The organism is Oscillatoria salina IIICB1, assembly GCF_020144665.1.
GTDB lineage: Bacteria > Cyanobacteriota > Cyanobacteriia > Cyanobacteriales > SIO1D9 > IIICB1.
Map to the genome: position 1 here is coordinate 1 of NZ_JAAHBQ010000094.1, position 18,097 is coordinate 18,097.

An 18,097-nucleotide genomic window follows, 5' to 3' on the forward strand; every position below is an offset into this window, starting at 1 on the left:
CATCCACGACTTGCGCGATCGCTTCTTTTCCACCAAATTTTTCATATAAAGTCATGTTCTTCCTCACGTTTAGGTTAGCTTAATTCTCGCCCTAAGACGCAAAGACGCCAAGAAAATGCAAGGTAATTTTTAGATTTGAGAGATAATTTTTAACTCTTGAGGATCTCGGTTTCTGTTTACTAGCTTGTCACCTAAACTTGAGGATAATTTCAACTAAAAATTTTACCTTACATTAACTTATTTTTCTATTTTTGTCAAGAAAATAAATAAGTTTTAATATAGCCAAATGGAATTAAAATATTTACCTTTATAATTTTAATTCATCAAATTTTACTACATCTGAATAAGGAGAGTTAGTATTAAAGTAATAGCTACTTACAGTTCCTTTTTCTGTATCTAAAATACTAAATACAGTGATTTCATTACTGGCGATATAAGGTAAAGGTTGACCGTCTTCGTTTAATAATGGGGCAATATTTGGTACAATGGGTTCTAATCCATTGGGGTTTCCTGTCGCTGGATAATTTAATCCCTCTGGAACAAAACGCTTATTTTCGCCAAGATAAGCGCCGTAGCTATTTCCGACATTTGATGTTTCTAGAAAATTGGTTCCTGTAGGGCTAAGAAAACGGTTCCATAAATGTGAATGTCCGTACAAAACTAACTGCGTACCTGCTGACTCTAATAAGGGGACAAGATCGCGAATTAAATAATCTGCTTCTTGGGGATATTCATAGCGTACTGATTTGATGCTATTATCTAGATTACGCTCAATTTGGGGAATAGGATCGGTGTAAGGTGGAATTGCTTCGTTACCTAAAGTATGCGGTGGATGGTGAAACATTACCACTTTATATTTTGCTTGTTGGAATTCCGGACTGTTGACTTCTTTTTCTAACCAAGAATATTGTTTGCTCCCCTTGAAAATTGGTTCAAAAATGTGCTGTCCGTAACCCCAAGTAGCTGGATCTGATAAATATTTTTCGCTTTCGTAATATCTACCTTTTTCATCAGGCTCTGGATCGGGTTCGCGCCAAATTAAAGTAATAAATAAGACAACTAAACGAACATCGCCAAAGCTAACAGCGTAGTATTTTTTTTCACCAGAAGAACTTTCAGGTAAACTGAAAATTTCTTCGTAGCTATCAGTATTAAAAGAATTAGTTTTTAACCATTCAAAAGGAACTCGATCGAGAGATTTACCATAAAGTTGAGCCGCAGCCGCGCGAGGATAAGCATCATCTAATTGGTCTTCTAAACTGGTTTCATTGGAAAAACGTCCCATTACCTCATGATTACCGATCGCGGTATACATGGGAGTGTGTTGAATAAGTTCTGCACCTCGATAGATAACATCTACCTCTTCTGACTCTAACTTATATTCGGCGCGACCTTGTAAACTAGGAAAAAAGGCATTACCTTGGCGATCGTCAAACCATTCTGAAGCGCGATCGGGGTTATTTACTAAGTCACCAGCAAAGAAAATTGCTTCAGGAAGTCCGACTGTTTCTACTACTTTTTGTAGGTTAGCTGTAGTCATTGGCTTAAGCTGGTGATCGGAAGTAAGCAAAATCTTTAGAGGAGTTCCCGGTTTCGGTTTGGCTGTAAGAGTAAAAATTTTGCTGCTAATGCTGTTACCATCGAGATCGCTGCTGATAACGCGATAAGGAAGTCTCTCGCTGGAATTTAAGCCTTGGACTTCGGCTTCGTGACGATAAACTGGACGCTTGGTAAGCTGTTGGTAAATGTTTCCTGTTGTTGAGTCTTGGTCTTCTCTTAGATGAGAAAGTTCGGTTGTGCTAGCTATGACTGTTTTTTCTAATTTATGACCGTATTCTACAAAATGGTGAGTACCGACAAATTCGGTAAACCAAACCACTTTTACTGATGTTTCCGTGGGTAACTGCAAAAAGGGGTCACTCAAAAGTTGGAGTTTAGACATGGTAATTGGTGATTGGTGATTGGGGACTGGGGATTGGGGACTGGTGACTGGGGATTGGGGACTGGTGATTGGGGACTGGTGATTGGGGACTGGTGATTGGGGACTGGTGATTGGGGATTGGGGACTGGTGATTGGGGATTGGGGACTGGTAAATGCGGGTACGTGCTAACTGATAACTGTTCACTGATAACTGATAACTGTTCACTGTAAGCGATCGCTCTCCCGATAAACTAAATACAAGCATATATACTTAATTTTTCAAGAAGGTTGACCTTGACTGATAATCTTACTTCTGTACAAACTAATTCTCGCAATGAACTGCGGCAACTGGTACGCAGTCAGTTACAATTGCTACTCGAACAAGGAAATCTTCAGGGAGCAAAAGCGCTGTTGGTTCCTGTACAACCTGTAGATATTGCTGAAGCAATTGAAGGTTTACCAGAGTCGATGCAGGCGATCGCGTTTCGTCTCCTTTCTAAGGATGAAGCGATCGAAGTTTACGAATATCTCGATTCTGCCGTACAACAAGCTTTAATTCAAGAGTTTAAGCGTCAAGAGGTGATCGATATTGTTGATAAAATGTCTCCTGACGATCGCGCGAGGTTGTTTGATGAGTTACCAGCGAAGATTGTCCGTCGTTTGCTAGCGCAGTTAAGTCCTGGAGAACGTCAAGCGACTGCTTTATTACTCGGTTATGAGGAAGATACTGCGGGGCGGATTATGACCCCTGAGTATGTTTCTCTCAAGGAAAGTTTAACTGTTGGTCAAACTTTGGAACGTCTTCGTTCTTTAGCGCAAACTTCGGAAATTATTTATTACCTTTATGTAACTGACAATCAAAGACGTTTAACTGGAATTGTTTCTTTGCGCGATTTGGTAGTTTCGGAACCGGAAAAAAGCCTCGGTGAAATTATCACTCGCGATGTGGTTTCGGTGCATACTGATACTGACCAAGAAGAAGTGGCGCGGATGATTCAGCGCTATGATTTGCTGGCTATTCCTGTTGTTGATAAAGAACAAAGATTGGTTGGTGTCGTTACTGTTGATGACGTTATTGATATTTTAGAACAAGAAGCTACTGAAGATATTTATGCTCTTGGTGGTGGCGTTCAATCGGGGCGCGATAATTATTTTCAAACGAATTTGTTTGCTGTTGCTCGTAAACGGGTAGTTTGGTTATTTGTTTTGTTACTAACTAATAGTGTTACTGGTACGATTATTCGTTCTCAAGAGTCTCTTTTGCAGCAAGTTGTTACTTTGGCGGCGTTTATTCCTCTGTTAACTGGTACTGGCGGTAACGTCGGCGCACAGTCTTCTACTGTTGTGATTCGTGGTTTAAATACTGATGAAATTCGCGATTTGGGTCCGGGACAAGTGATTTTTCGCGAAGCTTTGGCGGGTATTTTGTTAGGTTCGATTTTGGGTTTTGTTGCTACTTTTTGGGCTTATTGGTTACAAGGTAATATTTATGTTGCTGTAGCGGTGGGATCGAGTTTAATAGCGATCGCGCTTTTGGCTTCTGTGGCTGGTTCGGCTTTACCTTTTTTGTTCCGCACTCTCGGTCTCGATCCGGCTTTGATGTCCGCTCCTTTTATTACTACTGCGGTTGATGTTTTGGGGGTCTTGATTTACTTTAATATCGCTCGTATGGTTTTGGGTCTTTAAAAGTTTTAGAACCACGGATAAACGCGGATAAACACAGATTATTAGTTGTCAATTGTGATGTTTTTTGTTATTATACTTTTCAGTATAATGGGATTATTTAAAGCTAAATATTTTTGCACGGATTTCCATTATAAAGAAATTATCTCAGTTTTAACCCAAAAAGTCAAGCGAAACTGAAAAATATTGCTCGCCCTTTGCAGAAATATCTCCAACAAAAGAGCGAGCAAACCTAATTAATTTAAAGACTCGATGGTGTATCGGGAGCAACTTTCACGCCACCTTTGTTAATAACATTATCTTGGTCAGTAATTAGATCGCTTAATTCGCTAATTTCAATGCCAATATCGTGACAAGCTTGTTTCAAAGCTGTTTGAAAGCGACTGAGATCGTCACCATAGCCACACTGCTTGGCAGCAGTTTCAATACCTTGATTAGCATTAGCTTTCGCGCAATCAATGAGATCGGTTCCAGTTAGTGGTTCGGATGCTGCCATAAGCAATTAATAATTCTCCGTAAACAAGCATTTACTGCTATAAAGATTAGTTAATAACATCTTAGCGAAACGCGATTGAAAATTGCTCTTTCTTGAGAAAGAAATTTAATCAGCGAGTAATTTTTGCCAATATTTGTAAGTAGAGTAAGCCAGAGTAACCACACCAGTAACGATCGCCGCTTCATTCACCTGAAACTGGGGGTGATGCAAAGGAAAATTCGGTTTATCCTCAAAACCGACACCAAGGCGAAACATCGTCCCAGGAGCGTGTTCGAGGTACATAGCAAAGTCTTCTGCACCTAAAGAAGGCTCGTTAAGAATTTGCACGCGATCGCCACCCCAAGCTTCCCTAGCTGCTTCTTCGACAATTTGCGTCAAAAACGCATCATTTTGCACCGAAGGCGTACCGCGACGATAATTGAATTCGTACTTAGCGCCGTAAGTATCGCAAATATTCGCAATAATTTTTTCAATCCATTCTGGCAAATTAGCGTGAGTTTCCGGATGCAAACTGCGTACCGTACCCGCGAGATGAACGCGATCGGCGATCGCATTTGGCGCACGTCCACCACTAATTTTACCAATCGTCAAAACCATCGGACGCAAAGGATTGTGAGTGCGGCTAATTGCTTGTTGTAAACTCGTAATTACTTGAGAAGCAATCCAAATCGCATCAACCGCTTCATGGGGACGCGCACCATGTCCAGATTCTCCTTGAATTGAGATTTCTAGATCGTCGGCTGCGGCTGTCAGCACCCCATAGCGAACCCCCACAGAACGCCCTGGAATCGACGGAAAGACGTGAACGCCAAAAATTGCCTTAACATCCTTCATCACGCCTTCTCGAACCATCCAGTTAGCACCCTGAGCAATTTCTTCGGCGGGTTGAAAGATAAAACGAACATTTCCCGGTAACTCTTCACCCAACTGTGCCAGCACCATCGCTGTACCCAAACCTAGGGTAGTATGGACATCATGACCGCAAGCGTGCATAATTCCCGGTTTGCGAGAAGCAAAATCCACGTTAGCGAGTTCTTCAATGGGTAAAGCATCCATATCGGTGCGAATTGCGACAGTATGATTGTTGTCACTACCCTTTAACTCACCGACAACACCAGTTTTCCCCACCGCTTCTTCAGCATGGATACCCACTGATGAGAGTACACCAGCTACATAAGCTGCGGTTTGATTTTCTTGTCCGCTTAATTCCGGGTGGGCGTGAATATGGCGGCGAATTTCAATTAATCTAGGTGCTAAGGTTTCGGCTAAGTCTTTGATTTTGGTTAGCATTAACTTTTATCTAGGCTTTACTTGTTCTTAAGGTAGCTCGATCGCTGCGAAATTGCGATCGCTGAAGTTAAGCTAGGAGCATCTGTGTCAAGGTAGAATCATGGAATTTCGGACGGGGATAGCCAAACGCGCATTGAGTGCGATCGCTCTTTTTTTCATTGTATGGGCTTTTTGTTTGCCTAGTTGGGCGATAACGATCCAAGATATACCTAATCCTCGACAAACCTACGGTGGTTGGGTGACAGATATGGCTGATTTGCTGACACCGAAAGCTGAAACCCAGCTTAATCAGATGATTTCCGATTTGGAACTCAGAAACGGTAGAGAAATTGCTGTGGTGACAGTACCAGAAACTACTCCCTATCCTACACCGAAAGCCTTGACGACAGATTTATTTAACACTTGGGGCATAGGCAAAAGAGATGTGGACAATGGTATTTTGTTCTTGGTTTCGTCAGGCGACAAGCGTATCGAAATTGAAACTGGTTACGGTATAGAAGCAATTCTTCCCGATGCTGTGGTAGCTGAGATTATCGACAAGCAAATTCTACCTGAATTTAAGCATAATGATTTCGACGCGGGAATAATTGCGGGGACAAAAGCTATAGTAACAAAACTCGGTGGAAGCTTAAATAAAGCAGATCAAACCTGGAAAAATCCCTTAGTATCTATTCTTCAGATTTTTTTGGTAATAGTAGCTTCAATATTTTCCCTATCTAATTTTAACAATAGTAGTAGTGGTAGTGACTTCGGTGGTGGTAGTAGTGGTGGCGGTGGTGCTGGTGGTAGTTGGTAATATATTCATCATTGAAAACTTATTATCAGTAAATGTAAAATCTTTGTAGTGCGACCATCTTGGTCGCTACTAATCTCCAGTTTTATCCAAGTTAAACAGTCGCTACTAATCTCCAGTTTTATCCAAGTTAAATAGTCGCTACTAATCTCCAGTTTTATCCAAGTTAAACAGTCGCTACTAATCTCCAATTTTATCCAAGTTAAACAGTCGCTACTAATCTCCAGTTTTATCCAATTTACTACTAATACCAATTTACTTTATCTTCACTACATTAAATTATGTAGAGACGTTGCATGCAACGTCTCTACAGATCGGTGTTTGTAGCATTAGTTTATGTAAATGATATAATCTCCAATTTTCCAAGTCGCTACTAATCTTCAATCTAAATGCGTGACAGTTTAACAATTTTCCCAAGCCATTTTTACATAAAGCTAATCGGCAATTTCTTCAATACATTCTGGAGTATCATGACGAGGATTATTTACCTGTGTACTAACCGGATAAGCAGTCATTACTTCAGAATTATAAGGCTTTAACAACGGCTGTAACTTACTTGCCTCTTTCACCTCTGGATCTAGCCACAAATCATAATCTTCTGGTGCTAAAATAACAGGCATTCGCTGATGAATAGGCTTCATCAATTCATTAGCATCAGTTGTCAGTAACGTACAAGACTCAATAACTTCCTTGTCTGATTTTTGCCATTGCTCCCACAAACCAGCAAAAGCAAAAGGTTGCTCATCTTTCATCAGAATATAAAAAGGCTGCTTCTGATTATTTTGTTTCTGCCACTCATAAAAACCATCAGCCACAATTAAACAACGACGTTGCTTAAAAGCACTGCGAAAAGAGGACTTTTCCGCCACAGTTTCCGCCCGCGCATTAATTAATTTTGCGCCAATTTTAGCATCCTTTGCCCAAAAGGGAATCAAACCCCAACGAAGCATCGCAAATTGACGTTTTTCTGCTAATTTAACTGTTGCTACTGATTGAGTCGGAGCAACATTATAACGTAGTTGCTGAAGAGGTACATTGCTTACCTTAAAAGCTTGAGCAATAGTGGCTGCTGAACTTATTTGCGTAAACCTTCCACACATATAATTATCTGCTATCTAAACAACTATCTTGCCAATAATTTTAACATAAAATCAACTCAAAAATCCTTTTAAATTTTTCATGCTCCTTGATAACTATGCCAAGCTCGCCAAAAGAAATAAATCGCCAAGCTAACCAATAAAACACGGAAAAGTAAACTCACCCATCGATCGGGAATTTGCGGTAAAAAACGGGTACTAAATTGCGCTCCAATTAAGCCACCAACTCCGAGAATAATTCCCACCCAAAATAAAACATTCCCCTGAGTAGCGTGTCCAGCAGCAGCCGAAATCGATGTAATACCTACAACACCAAGGCTGGTTTGAATAGCTACTTTAATTCTTTCTCCTAGCAATAACATTTGCAAAGGAACCAAAATTACTCCACCACCAACACCAAATAACCCTGCTAATAAACCAGCAAGCGCACCCGTAACTATACGCGCCACAGTTGGGTTTAATTTTTGGTCTATTTCTCCATTTTCGTTATCCATGAGGCGTTTTTTAAGCCCAATTAAAAAAATATTAATTAAAAGCAAAACACCAAAAGCTGCTTCTTTAAAATAATTTGGTAATTGTTCGACTAACCAAGCGCCAAATTGAGCGGTAAAAATTGCAGGTAAACCCAAATAAATTAAGCGTTGTAAATCGATATTTCCCATGCGCCAATTTTGAATTGTACCGGAAAAAGAAGTTAAAACAATTGCTAAGGAACTCGTTCCTACTGAACTATCGTAAACATAGCCCAAAGTAACTAACAAAGGTACTAAAACTGTACCACCACCAATTCCTAATAATCCGGCTAAAAGTCCAGAAATTAATCCACCAATACTCAGTAGCCACCAATTATCTGCAATCATAGAGATAAAATTCCTTTTTCGAGGGTAATAATTCATGTCTCAAGGCAGCAGGGCTGTTACTTCCTATAATGTGTTAGAAAATACGATCCAAAGTATTTTGCAAACACCTGGATATTATCGAGTTGGTACTGATGTATCCAAAAAGTAACGCCGAAACTGTTTGTCCAAAGCTAGTTTATTGCAAAAAAGGTCTGCAAGACAGTTTTTTATGGGAAATGGCATCTATTATACAGAAATTTATGTAGATTTTTAGATTATAGGAGTTAGTATGGTTCCCCAAGGATTAATTCTTGAATGTAAGTGGCAGCAGAGTGCTGGTTCGGTGGATGAAAAGTTACCTGATGTGAATCTCAATATTCAAAATTGTTATCCCGCACCAGCTATTTTTGTCATAGATGGAGGTGGAATGAAACCGGGAGCAATTAAGTGGTTAAAAAGGCAAGTGGTCAGCAATAAAAATCTTTTGGGTGTTTATGGTTTGACAGATTTTGTAGTTTGGGCAAATAATAATTTTTAGTAAGAAATGATTAACAATTCGGTAATTTTGCCGCGTCTTTGAGCTTTGGAGTTGATCGCACGACCAGCCGAAATTTCGATAAGTTTAAATTGACTGTTGCTGTAAAGTTGGCGAATAAAATCGCAGTCAGAATTAGAAAGCATAACTTTTACACCTCGTTGGGTGAGTTGCTGACAAATTTGTTGTAGTTTGATTTGTTCCGCTTGGGCGAAAGAATGGCGACTGTAGTTGGTAAAAGAACTGGTTGAACTGAGGGGATAATAAGGAGGATCGAAGTAGACAAAATCATTGCTGGTTTGGGCATGAGTTAAGATATTTTCAAAGCTGCAATGCTTGATTTGTTGGTTTTGTAATGCTTTGGAAGCAGCAAATAAAAGTTCGGGTTGATAAATTTTCGGATTTTTATATCTACCGATGGGAACGTTAAATTTACCTTGAGAATTTTCCCGATATAAACCGTTAAAGCAAGTTTTGTTGAGGTAGATAAAACGAGCGGCGCGTGCGATGTTAGTCTGTGGTGAAGTAGCACGAATTTGGTAGTAGTAGTGGCGATCGTGTTGGGCTTGATGTGTTTTAAGATGGGTAAGGAGTTCTTCGGGGCGATCGCGCACGCAACAGTAGACGTTGATTAGTTCTTCGTTGATATCCGACAAAAATGCTTTTTTTGGTTGTAAATAGAAAAATAACGCTCCACCACCTAAAAAAGGCTCAAAGTAGTTGTTAAATTTCGGAATGTATGGTAAATACTGTGAAATCAGCTTGCTTTTGCCACCAGCCCACTTGAGAAAGGGACGTGGTAGTTGAGTGCGAGAGTAAGTTGTCATTGTTGGGGATTAGGTATTAGGGATTGGGAAATCAGTTACTAGTGAACAGTTTTGCTAAATTAGCACTACAGAATATGAACCCGTAAGCTTTGCTCTAGCTAGACTCATTTGTAGCAGAGCCAGAGCAAATTGGTATTATCAGTTTATCTTCGTAGAAGTAGGAAATTCAGTCAGTGATGATTGGAAGCCCACTCTGTAATTTTTAATTCAGAGTGGGAGATGTCACAAAGGTTGTAACATAAGTTAAGTAGAGTTGGTGAGCAGATCGCTGTTTGAGTCTCGGTTGTCGAAGTAGCTCGTAAGTGTTACTAGCTCAAGAAGTAAATAATCAAAGCTAAGGAAAATGGACGATTTTTGGGATAATATCTCTCGCTACCCTCGTTACTTGATTACGATTACGTTGGGTATCTTCTTCGCGCTGTACGATCGCGTCAAACCTCTGTTGAAGCAACCAGTAACTGCAACAGCTTTGATTGGTGTTCTCATTTCGGGTTTCGCCTTTATCTTTTTTACCCTACGAGCGATGCTAGGAATGTCTGTAGTTTAATCAAGATTGAGATTTTTCTCAAAGCCCGTACTGTCTAGCAAAGGGGGCGATAATTATGGCTAACAACCGGAGAGTTTCTCGCGTTTCCTCGCAAATTAAACGCGAAGTCAGCCAAATGCTGATGAATGAAATTAAAGACGATCGCGTCGGTGCTGGAATGGTTAGCATTACTGATGTTGATGTTTCTGGCGATCTTCAACACGCGAAAATCTTTGTCAGTATCTATGGTACTGATGAAGCAAAAGCGGAGACGATGGAGGGTTTGAAGTCGTCTACGGCTTTTGTCCGTCGTCAACTTGGTCAACGAATGCGACTGCGGAGAACGCCGGAAGTGGTGTTTCTCGAAGATGCTTCCCTCGAAAGAGGCGATCGCATGGTGGCTTTGTTAAATAAAATTTCCTCCGAACGTCAAGACCAAGATATTCCTGTGGATGATTATGAGGAAAATGGTATTTGAAGCCTCTAAGTGAACTCTCCTTGAAAGAACAGATCGGACAAACGATCGTTGTCCGCGCATCAGGTCATTTGTTCGATCGCCAGCGTCGCTATCCGATGTGGGAAGCGACAACTACTCAGTTAAAAAATTGGATCGAAAATTTGCACATTGGTGGAGTAATTTTACTCGGTGCTAGTGCAGCCGAGTTGAGTTTGCGCGTCCAGCAGTTACAAGGTTGGGCGAAAAATCCTTTGCTAATCGCGGCTGATATTGAGGAAGGAGTCGGACAACGTTTTGAGGGGGCGACTTGGTTTCCTCCACCAATGGCGATCGCCCAAATAGCGAAAAATAATCTCCCTCTGGCGGAAAAATATGCTCGCGAAATGGGCGCAATTACGGCGCAGGAAGCTTTGGCTGTGGGGATTAACTGGATTTTAGCTCCGGTTGTGGATGTGAACAATAACCCCTATAACCCGGTAATTAATGTTCGGGCTTTTGGCGAATCTCCGGAAGTGGTGAGTAAGTTAGCTACAGCTTTTATTCAAGGTACGCAGCCATATCCGATTTTAACTGCGGCAAAACATTTTCCCGGTCATGGAGATACCGCTACAGATTCTCATTTAGCTTTACCAGTTTTACCTCACTCGGATTCTCGTCTGCAAGCAGTGGAGTTACCACCCTTTGCGGCGGCGATCGCTGCGGGTGTAGACTCGGTAATGACTGCTCATTTGTTAATTCCGGTTTGGGATGCTCAATACCCAGCTACGGTGTCAGAAGCTATTTTGACGGGAAAACTTAGGCAGCAACTCGGATTTGACAAACTAATTGTTACTGATGCTTTAATTATGGGTGGGATCGCTCAATATGCCGATCCCGGAGAATTGGCTGTCTTGGCGATCGCCGCAGGTGCAGATATTATCCTGATGCCTCCCGACCCAGAAGTGGCGATCGAGGCGGTCTACGATGCGGTACAATCGGGACGTATCTCTCAAGAGCGAATTGAGCTTTCCCTGCAACGAATCGCTCAAGCTAAAAGTAAAGTTTCTCACTCCCCCACTTCAGACTTTCTCTCTCAACTTGCTCAACCCGTCGCCGAAGCAGCAGTTGAAGGAATTTTAACGGAATCAATGAGGTGCAACCTCCCGGCAAACGTACCGTCAGTAACTTCTAGCAGCCACGACAAAGGACGCAATTTAATTTTTGTCCCTGAATTGCTAAAAAGCGACTTTATCAGCCTTAACGCTCCGGCTGTGACAATTCCCGCTCAATTCGGCTACGAATTACAACTAATCGAGCTGAATAACCTCCTGGCTGCTGATAATGACCCTAGACCAACGTTATTACAAATTTTTTGGCGCGGCAATCCCTTTCGCGGCACTCTGGAATTAACATCAGAAGCAACCACCTTCATTAAGACATTATTAAACTCGGGTAAACTCACGGGATTATTAATTTACGGTAGTAAATATATCTTGGACTGGTATAAAGAGCTAATACCTACTGATTTACCTTGGATTTTCTCCTACGGACAAATGCCAGCAGCCCAAGAAAGCTCCTGTCAAGCGATCTTCGGTAGCCCGAAATCCACTGATACTGATTTACAAAACTTCGTATAAGATTTTTAAATCGATAGATGAGTAGTTGTTTACATCCAGATAACTTGCGGCTGCTATGGTCAAAGCAAGAGCCGCAATGGTTTCAGCTTGATGAACTCTAACACATTTCTACATCTATCTTAGAGTAGTGTTCAAAAAAAGAAATGTTTTGTAATTATTATCAGCCTAGAAAAAAAAATTGTAACTTTGTATACTGAAGAGTGTCACTTCTTTGACTAGTGAATGTTCGATTATATTAGTCTTAAGCCCAGTTAGTTATCAGGTCAATCCCATGAGCGTTAAAACATTACCATCTATCCCCACCAAACAATACTCGATCGATAATATCCGCGACGAGGCTCGTCAATTGGTGGAAAAAGGAAATATTAGCCGCCAGCAGCCGATCTATGTACTATGTAAGTATATTCCCGCCCGTGAGTGGGTTTGCGTCGAGTGCGAGCTAGAGCAATGCGAATATTTACTGCGCGATCGCATTGGCGATTTGATTGGTTCGGAACATTGGGAAAACGACTGAGAGGAAGATAGTTGAACAAAAGATAAATTTTAGTTAGCGCCATCAACGTAACGGTTTCAGAATTAAACCTCGCTCCAAAACTCTTTACTTTGATGGCGTTTTAGCTATTAAGAATTCTTTCCCAGCTAAATCTCTCTCAGTCAATCTCCATCTTGCTTGCTCGCTGACTTCACAAATTTAAGTCAGTAATTAGTCTTTTGTTACACAACCTTAGTAATTTTATCAGAGAATCTTGACAAATCGCACCCAGAAATTATTTATTTTTGTAAAGAATGTTGAGAAATAAGCGACTATTTACTCGGATCTCCACTACGCAAATTTTCCAACTCCGTCCTCAAAGCGACAATTTGCTCAATCAGCGATCGCAACTCAGCATCAACTTGCGGATCGCCAACTTCCGTCTTAATCGGGACATTTTTACTCATCGGAGTAGTTTCCGTAGTAGCAGTAGAGCTAGATTGGCGATTGAATAACCCATCGATAATTTTCCGCGCTTCTTGCTCAGTCAGCTTACCCTTTTCCGTCCACTCTCGAACTTTTTGCTCCAATTGGTTACTCAATTGGCTTAAAATCGCTTCTCGTTGATGTTCATCTTGCCAAGTTTCGATCGCAGAAGCCGTCGCTCCCACAGTAGCGAGAAATCCTTTTTGCAGCAATTCCAGAAAGTTATTAGAGTTCATGCCGTAAAAATAGCTAAATATTTAGGATACATTATTGAGATTCTTTGACGATAAATCAAAGATTATTAGGTTTTATTTTTGTTTAAGTATCGCTAATCAATGAGTAGAAAACGAATAAGTCAGTGCGCTCCTGCCAGATATTGTATAGTAAAGTTTCCCTACCAGTATAGTTAAATGGGCATTTTGAGGAGAATTCTCGCCTAGTTCGCAATTCATCTCCCCTTATACCGCAGATCGGACTTAGCCGGAGATAAATTACCACGTATAAGATTGACTAATTTCTCGATCGACACAGACTAGATCGGCGCTTATTGGCACATACCGATAAAATGGTAAGCAAGTATAAAGCAAATAGAGCAAAAGAGGTTTTTATTAGCGTGACTATTGCTGAATCTTCTACGGTGACAGAAAAAACAATCGAACTTTCACCAAGCTACAGAATACCACTCGTGCTGGTAGTAGTTTCAATTCCATTGCTATTGGTGCAACCTTGGGTAGCATTCGCGATCGCGGTGTTTGGACTTTTCCTAAGCTTCCAAACTGTCAGTATTCGACTAAAATTTACTGACTCCGCTTTAGATGTCTATCGCTCCGAAAAATTAATTCGACACTTTCCTTATTCAGAATGGATGAATTGGCGTATTTTCTTTCCTAAAGTCCCAATTTTGTTTTATTTTCGAGAAGTTAATAGTATTCACTTTTTACCAATTATTTTTGATGCTAAAATGTTAAAAACTTGCTTGGAAAAATACTGCCCTTATCAAGAGTGAATGATTTGTCTAAGCAGGAAGCCAAGAAATTTTTCGAGTCAATACCAGTTATACTTTCGTTAGTTTTGAGATTGAGTTTATAAATGAATTCAGACGAAGCGCAAAACAAAAAGCAAGATTCAGTTTCTCCACAAGTAGATGAATCAAAAGCAGCAGATAAGTTAGATGAAGCGACTAACCTTAAGGGTGCTAAAAATTTAGCAGGGGAAAATCCCTCAAATAAATCTAGATCTGCCGAAGAAAAAATTTCAGATGAAATGCAGTTAAAAGAAAATTCTCAATCAGAAACTCAGGTGGAAATTGCCGCAAATTTGGAGCGGGAAAATATTGACGAAGTTGTTGCCGAGCGAGAAAATAGTGCTGCTACTGCATCAAATAAATCGGCAGAAAATAAGTTACCTTTACAACTAAAATTAGGCGAAGGAGAAACGGCTGAAAATTCTGCGAACGTACCAGAAAAAAATCCTTCAGCTACAGAAGAATTAACTACAGAATCGACTGAATCAAAAACTGAATTCACAAAAGCAGACGAAAGTCAAGAGCGAGACAAAATCAAACAAGAAGTTGCTGAATTAAAGCGTCAAAAAGAAAACTTAGAAACAGAAATTATTAACCTGCAAGCAAGCAAAAACAAACTCCTTTCCGAGCAAGTAACGGAAATAGGAGGAACCTTAGAAAGAATGGTTAGAGAAGGTTTAGAGGAACTAGAAAGAAGGAAGCAAGCTTTAGAAATATCCGTAGAACAACTCGAACGTCGTCGCGATCGCATTCGCGAGGAAATGCGTACCAGTTTCGCTGGAGTGTCCCAAGATTTAGCGATTCGCGTCCAAGGTTTTAAAGATTATTTAGTCGGTAGTTTACAAGATTTAGCGGCGGCTGCGGAACAATTAGAACTTCCAACTTATGAAGCTTATGAAGCTTGGGAAACCTCTCGACAAGAAGCATCTCCCGCAGCAACAAATCGCGATCCCGCAACGACTCCGGCTTTTGCGGAACAAGCTTTTCAAGACCAAACTCGACAAATTCGCAGTATTCTCGACCAATATCGCACTTTACCAGATTATTATGGTCCGCCGTGGCAATTGCGCCGCACTTTTGAACCAATCCACGCAGAGAAAGTTTCAACTTGGTTTTTCACCCAAGGAGGACGAGGTGCGCTCGAATCGTTGGGGAGTCGCTTACAGAATATTTTACTAGCTTCGGCGATCGTTTCTGTCATGAGAAATATGTACGGCGATCGCGTGCGAACTTTGGTATTAGCAAATACTCCCGAACGTTTGGGAGAATGGCGTAGAGGTTTACAAGATTGTTTGGGTATTTCTCGTAGTGACTTTGGACCCGAAAGAGGAGTAGTTTTGTTTGAGTATCCCGAAGCATTGGTGCAAAAAGCAGATCGCTTACTCGAACAAAAACAATTACCTTTGATTATCGTCGATGAAGCTGAGGAAGTAATTAATTTAGCTTTACTACAATTTCCTCTGTGGTTAGCTTTTGCTTCCGATCCCCAGCAAATGTCTACTTATATGTATTGAGGAAAACTTGATGCTGTGGTAGAGGCGTTTTCGGGAACGTCTCTATCAATTCAGTTTCCTTTTGAGGTCGCCTCACTGCTAAAATGCCCATGTAAATAAATTTTTGCCTCATGAGAGATTGAGGCGATGGGAAAATAGTTATGTCAAGCTCATTTTTAATTAGTGGATTACTAATCTTAGTCGCTTATTTATTAGGTTCAATTCCCAGTGGCTATTTAGCAGGACGTTGGTTAAAAGGAATCGATATTCGAGAAGAGGGATCTGGTTCTACGGGAGCAACTAATGTTTTACGGACAGTAGGGAAAACAGCAGCAGTTGTCGTGTTATTATCGGATTTGCTGAAAGCGATAGTTCCTCTGTTGTTAGTTAAGGGAATTTATGCTTTTATCTCTGCTCCGATCTTAGAGCCTATTTTACCTGGAAATTGGGAATCGTGGTTAGTTGCAGCAGTAGCGATCGCGGCAATTTTCGGTCACAGTAAATCACTTTTCTTAAATTTTACTGGTGGGAAATCCGTAGCATCTAGTTTAGGTGTTTTATTAGTAATGAATCCTCTCGTCGCTTTGGGAACAGTCGCAGTTTTTGGGATTTTCTTATTAGTATTTAGAATTGTCTCCTTAAGTTCAATTGCGGGTGCGATCGCAGTTAATATTTTCATGATTGCCCTCGCACAACCCTTACCTTACAAGTTATTTGCTTTATTCGCCGGAATTTACGTGATTTGGCGACATCGTACCAATATCGAACGTTTATGGAAAGGAACCGAACCAGCGATCGGAGAAAAATTACAACAAGAATAACCTAATTTACCATAAATTCAACTGTTTATTCTCATTTTTCAATCAAACTTATTTTTGAGATTTTCGATGTATTTTTGCACTTCCTGGTGAGGTAATGCAAGTTGAACATCGCGATGATTAACAATTTTATGATTTTCGTTATAAGGTTTTTGATTAAAAATTAAACTGCCTAGCAATTTCAAAATTCATTTGCTAGACAGTTTCAATTATATCCTGTTCTTAAATTTAGTTATTACTTCGTTGATGTACGACGTTTGATGGGTTTCAAGGTAACTCCCTCAAAGTCATCGTCATCCTCCTCCACCGACATTGGAGAAGTTGATAAACGAATAACCCTGCTACCATCACTTTTAGTTTCTTCAAACATAAAAGTAGCTTCGGTTTTACTGTACAATGCTCCTGATTTAATCTCACTCAAGTGGTCTTGTAATTCTTCAATCTCAGCAGGAGCAGCACCACTAGCCTTGGCTTCCTCAATTAATTTTTCTATATCTTTAGCAGTAACTAGCATGATGCAAGCTCTAAAAGGACACTCCTACTATCATTACAAATTAGTGACTGAGTTCATGTCTGAGTTGAGAAAGAATTTTCACTTAAAATAGAAACAGAGACGATTTTAGATAAGATCGCCAAGCATACTAAGCAGATTATTTTATGCCTCGATCTGTTAAAGTTCACCCCGATCGCAAGGAAGAGATTCTCTCGGCTATACAGCGTAATGGATTTCTTCCTCAGGGCTATCTAGCGGCAAGTTTGGGGGTATCTCGCTCGACAGTTAGTAATTTTGTTAATAGTAAACCTGTTTCGATCTCTAAGTTTGAGGAAATTTGCGAAACTTTAGGGTTAGACAAGCGCCAAATTACTCAACCTATCGATCGCGAATATAATCCTGTTTCAGAAAAGTCCTCTCTTCGAGTAAATTTCTCTGCTTCTCAAGTATGCGAATTACTTTTAAGATTAGCAGAACTTCACCTCGAATTAAACAATCCCACTCTTGCTCTTGACTACTGTAACAAAGCTTTAGCAATTGCTACTGAGTTAGATATCCCTCTGGCGGCAAAGTGTCAGGCTTTACAAGAAAAATTGCTGAGTGAGTTAGAGTAGGTTAGCCGCAAAGTTATAATTTTTCCTACTATTATTAATTAAATTCAAGACTGTAAACTACACCAGCTAATCCGGAATGAGCGTGAACTGCTTTACCTTGATATTTCATACCTAGTTTTTGCGCTAAATTGAGGCTGGGAAGATTTTCTTCGCTGGAATAAGCACGAATTTCGGCAATTTCTCCCAAGGCTGACAACGCCTGAAAAAGTGCTGTCATTGCTTCTACTGCGTAGCCTTGACGTCGATACTGAGAATTAATACTGTAATAACATTCATAAATTTTATTTTCGTAAGGCGAAAAACCGCAAGAACCGATATATTTGTCTGATTCTGCTAGGGCGATCGCGTAAGCATGAACGATATTATCTGAATTATAAGATGAGGTTACGAAATTGAAGAGATCCGTTGCTCCTTGCTCAGTTTTTTGCTCGTCAGTGAAAGCCAGATATTTAGTTGAATCTAGATCGAGCATAAATTCTAAATAAGCTGGTAAATCCTTCACTAAAAACTGACGAATCACTAATCGTTTAGTTCGTATTGGCAAAGGGAGTTTCATTGATGAATCCTCAAAAATTCCGCGATCGCCTTGATTTGCTCAAAGTTCCTTTCGATCTGGT

At 40.4% G+C, this 18,097-nt stretch carries 21 protein-coding genes; 11 read left to right on the top strand and 10 right to left on the bottom strand.

The window, feature by feature from the left end; genetic code table 11:
- Positions 1-307 precede the first annotated feature (307 nt).
- Complete coding sequence (locus tag G3T18_RS21620; RefSeq protein WP_224412669.1) at positions 308-1,942, bottom strand: metallophosphoesterase family protein; 1,635 nt, start codon at positions 1,940-1,942, stop codon at positions 308-310.
- Between the two features lie 267 nt (positions 1,943-2,209).
- Here G3T18_RS21620 and mgtE point away from each other — a divergent pair, with 267 nt between their 5' ends.
- On the top strand, positions 2,210-3,607 hold the full coding sequence (gene mgtE, locus G3T18_RS21625) for a magnesium transporter (RefSeq protein ID WP_397333983.1): 1,398 nt from the start codon (positions 2,210-2,212) through the stop codon (positions 3,605-3,607).
- A 238-nt stretch (positions 3,608-3,845) separates the two neighbouring features.
- Here mgtE and G3T18_RS21630 read toward each other — a convergent pair whose 3' ends face one another.
- Complete coding sequence (locus tag G3T18_RS21630; RefSeq protein WP_224412671.1) at positions 3,846-4,100, bottom strand: hypothetical protein; 255 nt, start codon at positions 4,098-4,100, stop codon at positions 3,846-3,848.
- A 105-nt stretch (positions 4,101-4,205) separates the two neighbouring features.
- The gene (locus G3T18_RS21635) at positions 4,206-5,390 is read right to left on the bottom strand and encodes a M20 family metallopeptidase (protein WP_224412672.1); all 1,185 of its coding nucleotides are present in this window, start codon (positions 5,388-5,390) and stop codon (positions 4,206-4,208) included.
- 100 nt (positions 5,391-5,490) lie between these two features.
- Between G3T18_RS21635 and G3T18_RS21640 the strand changes: the two genes are divergently transcribed.
- A complete protein-coding gene (locus G3T18_RS21640; protein ID WP_224412673.1) occupies positions 5,491-6,186 on the top strand; it encodes a TPM domain-containing protein in 696 nt (231 codons plus the stop codon).
- A 431-nt stretch (positions 6,187-6,617) separates the two neighbouring features.
- Here G3T18_RS21640 and G3T18_RS21645 read toward each other — a convergent pair whose 3' ends face one another.
- Positions 6,618-7,283, bottom strand: a complete 666-nt coding sequence (locus G3T18_RS21645) for an SOS response-associated peptidase (protein WP_224412674.1) — start codon at positions 7,281-7,283, stop codon at positions 6,618-6,620.
- A gap of 77 nt (positions 7,284-7,360) precedes the next feature.
- Positions 7,361-8,140 (bottom strand): sulfite exporter TauE/SafE family protein, encoded by a 780-nt coding sequence (locus G3T18_RS21650; RefSeq protein ID WP_224412675.1) that lies wholly within the window; start codon positions 8,138-8,140, stop codon positions 7,361-7,363.
- 268 nt (positions 8,141-8,408) lie between these two features.
- Here G3T18_RS21650 and G3T18_RS21655 point away from each other — a divergent pair, with 268 nt between their 5' ends.
- A complete protein-coding gene (locus tag G3T18_RS21655; RefSeq protein ID WP_224412676.1) occupies positions 8,409-8,657 on the top strand; it encodes a PD-(D/E)XK nuclease superfamily protein in 249 nt (82 codons plus the stop codon).
- Here G3T18_RS21655 and G3T18_RS21660 read toward each other — a convergent pair.
- Positions 8,654-9,481: a DNA adenine methylase gene (locus G3T18_RS21660; RefSeq protein WP_224412677.1), complete on the bottom strand. Its 828-nt coding sequence runs from the start codon at positions 9,479-9,481 to the stop codon at positions 8,654-8,656. The genes G3T18_RS21655 and G3T18_RS21660 overlap by 4 nt on opposite strands.
- 343 nt (positions 9,482-9,824) lie before the next feature.
- On the opposite strand from G3T18_RS21660, the gene G3T18_RS21665 reads away from it, so the two are divergent.
- From G3T18_RS21665 to G3T18_RS21680, 4 genes are all read left to right on the top strand, one after another.
- Positions 9,825-10,028, top strand: a complete 204-nt coding sequence (locus tag G3T18_RS21665; protein ID WP_224412678.1) for a DUF751 family protein — start codon at positions 9,825-9,827, stop codon at positions 10,026-10,028.
- 55 nt (positions 10,029-10,083) lie between these two features.
- Positions 10,084-10,485, top strand: a complete 402-nt coding sequence (gene rbfA / locus G3T18_RS21670; RefSeq protein WP_224412679.1) for a 30S ribosome-binding factor RbfA — start codon at positions 10,084-10,086, stop codon at positions 10,483-10,485.
- 20 nt (positions 10,486-10,505) lie between these two features.
- On the top strand, positions 10,506-12,080 hold the full coding sequence (locus tag G3T18_RS21675) for a glycoside hydrolase family 3 N-terminal domain-containing protein (RefSeq protein ID WP_224412680.1): 1,575 nt from the start codon (positions 10,506-10,508) through the stop codon (positions 12,078-12,080).
- 271 nt (positions 12,081-12,351) lie between these two features.
- On the top strand, positions 12,352-12,594 hold the full coding sequence (locus G3T18_RS21680) for a DUF4327 family protein (protein ID WP_224412681.1): 243 nt from the start codon (positions 12,352-12,354) through the stop codon (positions 12,592-12,594).
- 290 nt (positions 12,595-12,884) lie between these two features.
- Here G3T18_RS21680 and G3T18_RS21685 read toward each other — a convergent pair whose 3' ends face one another.
- On the bottom strand, positions 12,885-13,274 hold the full coding sequence (locus G3T18_RS21685; RefSeq protein WP_224412682.1) for a hypothetical protein: 390 nt from the start codon (positions 13,272-13,274) through the stop codon (positions 12,885-12,887).
- 329 nt (positions 13,275-13,603) lie between these two features.
- On the opposite strand from G3T18_RS21685, the gene G3T18_RS21690 reads away from it, so the two are divergent.
- The 3 genes from G3T18_RS21690 to plsY all read left to right on the top strand — a co-directional run bounded on the left by G3T18_RS21690 (position 13,604) and on the right by plsY (position 16,376).
- Positions 13,604-14,044 carry a DUF3119 family protein gene (locus tag G3T18_RS21690; protein WP_263480535.1) on the top strand — a complete coding sequence of 147 codons (441 nt, stop codon included), beginning with the start codon at positions 13,604-13,606 and terminating at the stop codon, positions 14,042-14,044.
- A gap of 257 nt (positions 14,045-14,301) precedes the next feature.
- A complete protein-coding gene (locus G3T18_RS21695) occupies positions 14,302-15,576 on the top strand; it encodes a DUF3086 domain-containing protein (protein ID WP_318014018.1) in 1,275 nt (424 codons plus the stop codon).
- 140 nt (positions 15,577-15,716) lie between these two features.
- Positions 15,717-16,376 carry a glycerol-3-phosphate 1-O-acyltransferase PlsY gene (plsY, locus tag G3T18_RS21700; protein ID WP_224412684.1) on the top strand — a complete coding sequence of 220 codons (660 nt, stop codon included), beginning with the start codon at positions 15,717-15,719 and terminating at the stop codon, positions 16,374-16,376.
- Positions 16,377-16,414: 38 nt separating this feature from the next.
- Here plsY and G3T18_RS21705 read toward each other — a convergent pair whose 3' ends face one another.
- Positions 16,415-16,558, bottom strand: a complete 144-nt coding sequence (locus G3T18_RS21705) for a hypothetical protein (RefSeq protein WP_224412685.1) — start codon at positions 16,556-16,558, stop codon at positions 16,415-16,417.
- A 50-nt stretch (positions 16,559-16,608) separates the two neighbouring features.
- Positions 16,609-16,887 (bottom strand): hypothetical protein, encoded by a 279-nt coding sequence (locus G3T18_RS21710; protein WP_224412686.1) that lies wholly within the window; start codon positions 16,885-16,887, stop codon positions 16,609-16,611.
- Between the two features lie 143 nt (positions 16,888-17,030).
- Between G3T18_RS21710 and G3T18_RS21715 the strand changes: the two genes are divergently transcribed.
- Positions 17,031-17,480: a helix-turn-helix domain-containing protein gene (locus G3T18_RS21715; RefSeq protein ID WP_224412687.1), complete on the top strand. Its 450-nt coding sequence runs from the start codon at positions 17,031-17,033 to the stop codon at positions 17,478-17,480.
- A 34-nt stretch (positions 17,481-17,514) separates the two neighbouring features.
- On the opposite strand, the gene G3T18_RS21720 is transcribed toward G3T18_RS21715, so the two are convergent.
- Positions 17,515-18,036: a GNAT family N-acetyltransferase gene (locus G3T18_RS21720; RefSeq protein WP_224412688.1), complete on the bottom strand. Its 522-nt coding sequence runs from the start codon at positions 18,034-18,036 to the stop codon at positions 17,515-17,517.
- Positions 18,037-18,097 lie beyond the last annotated feature (61 nt).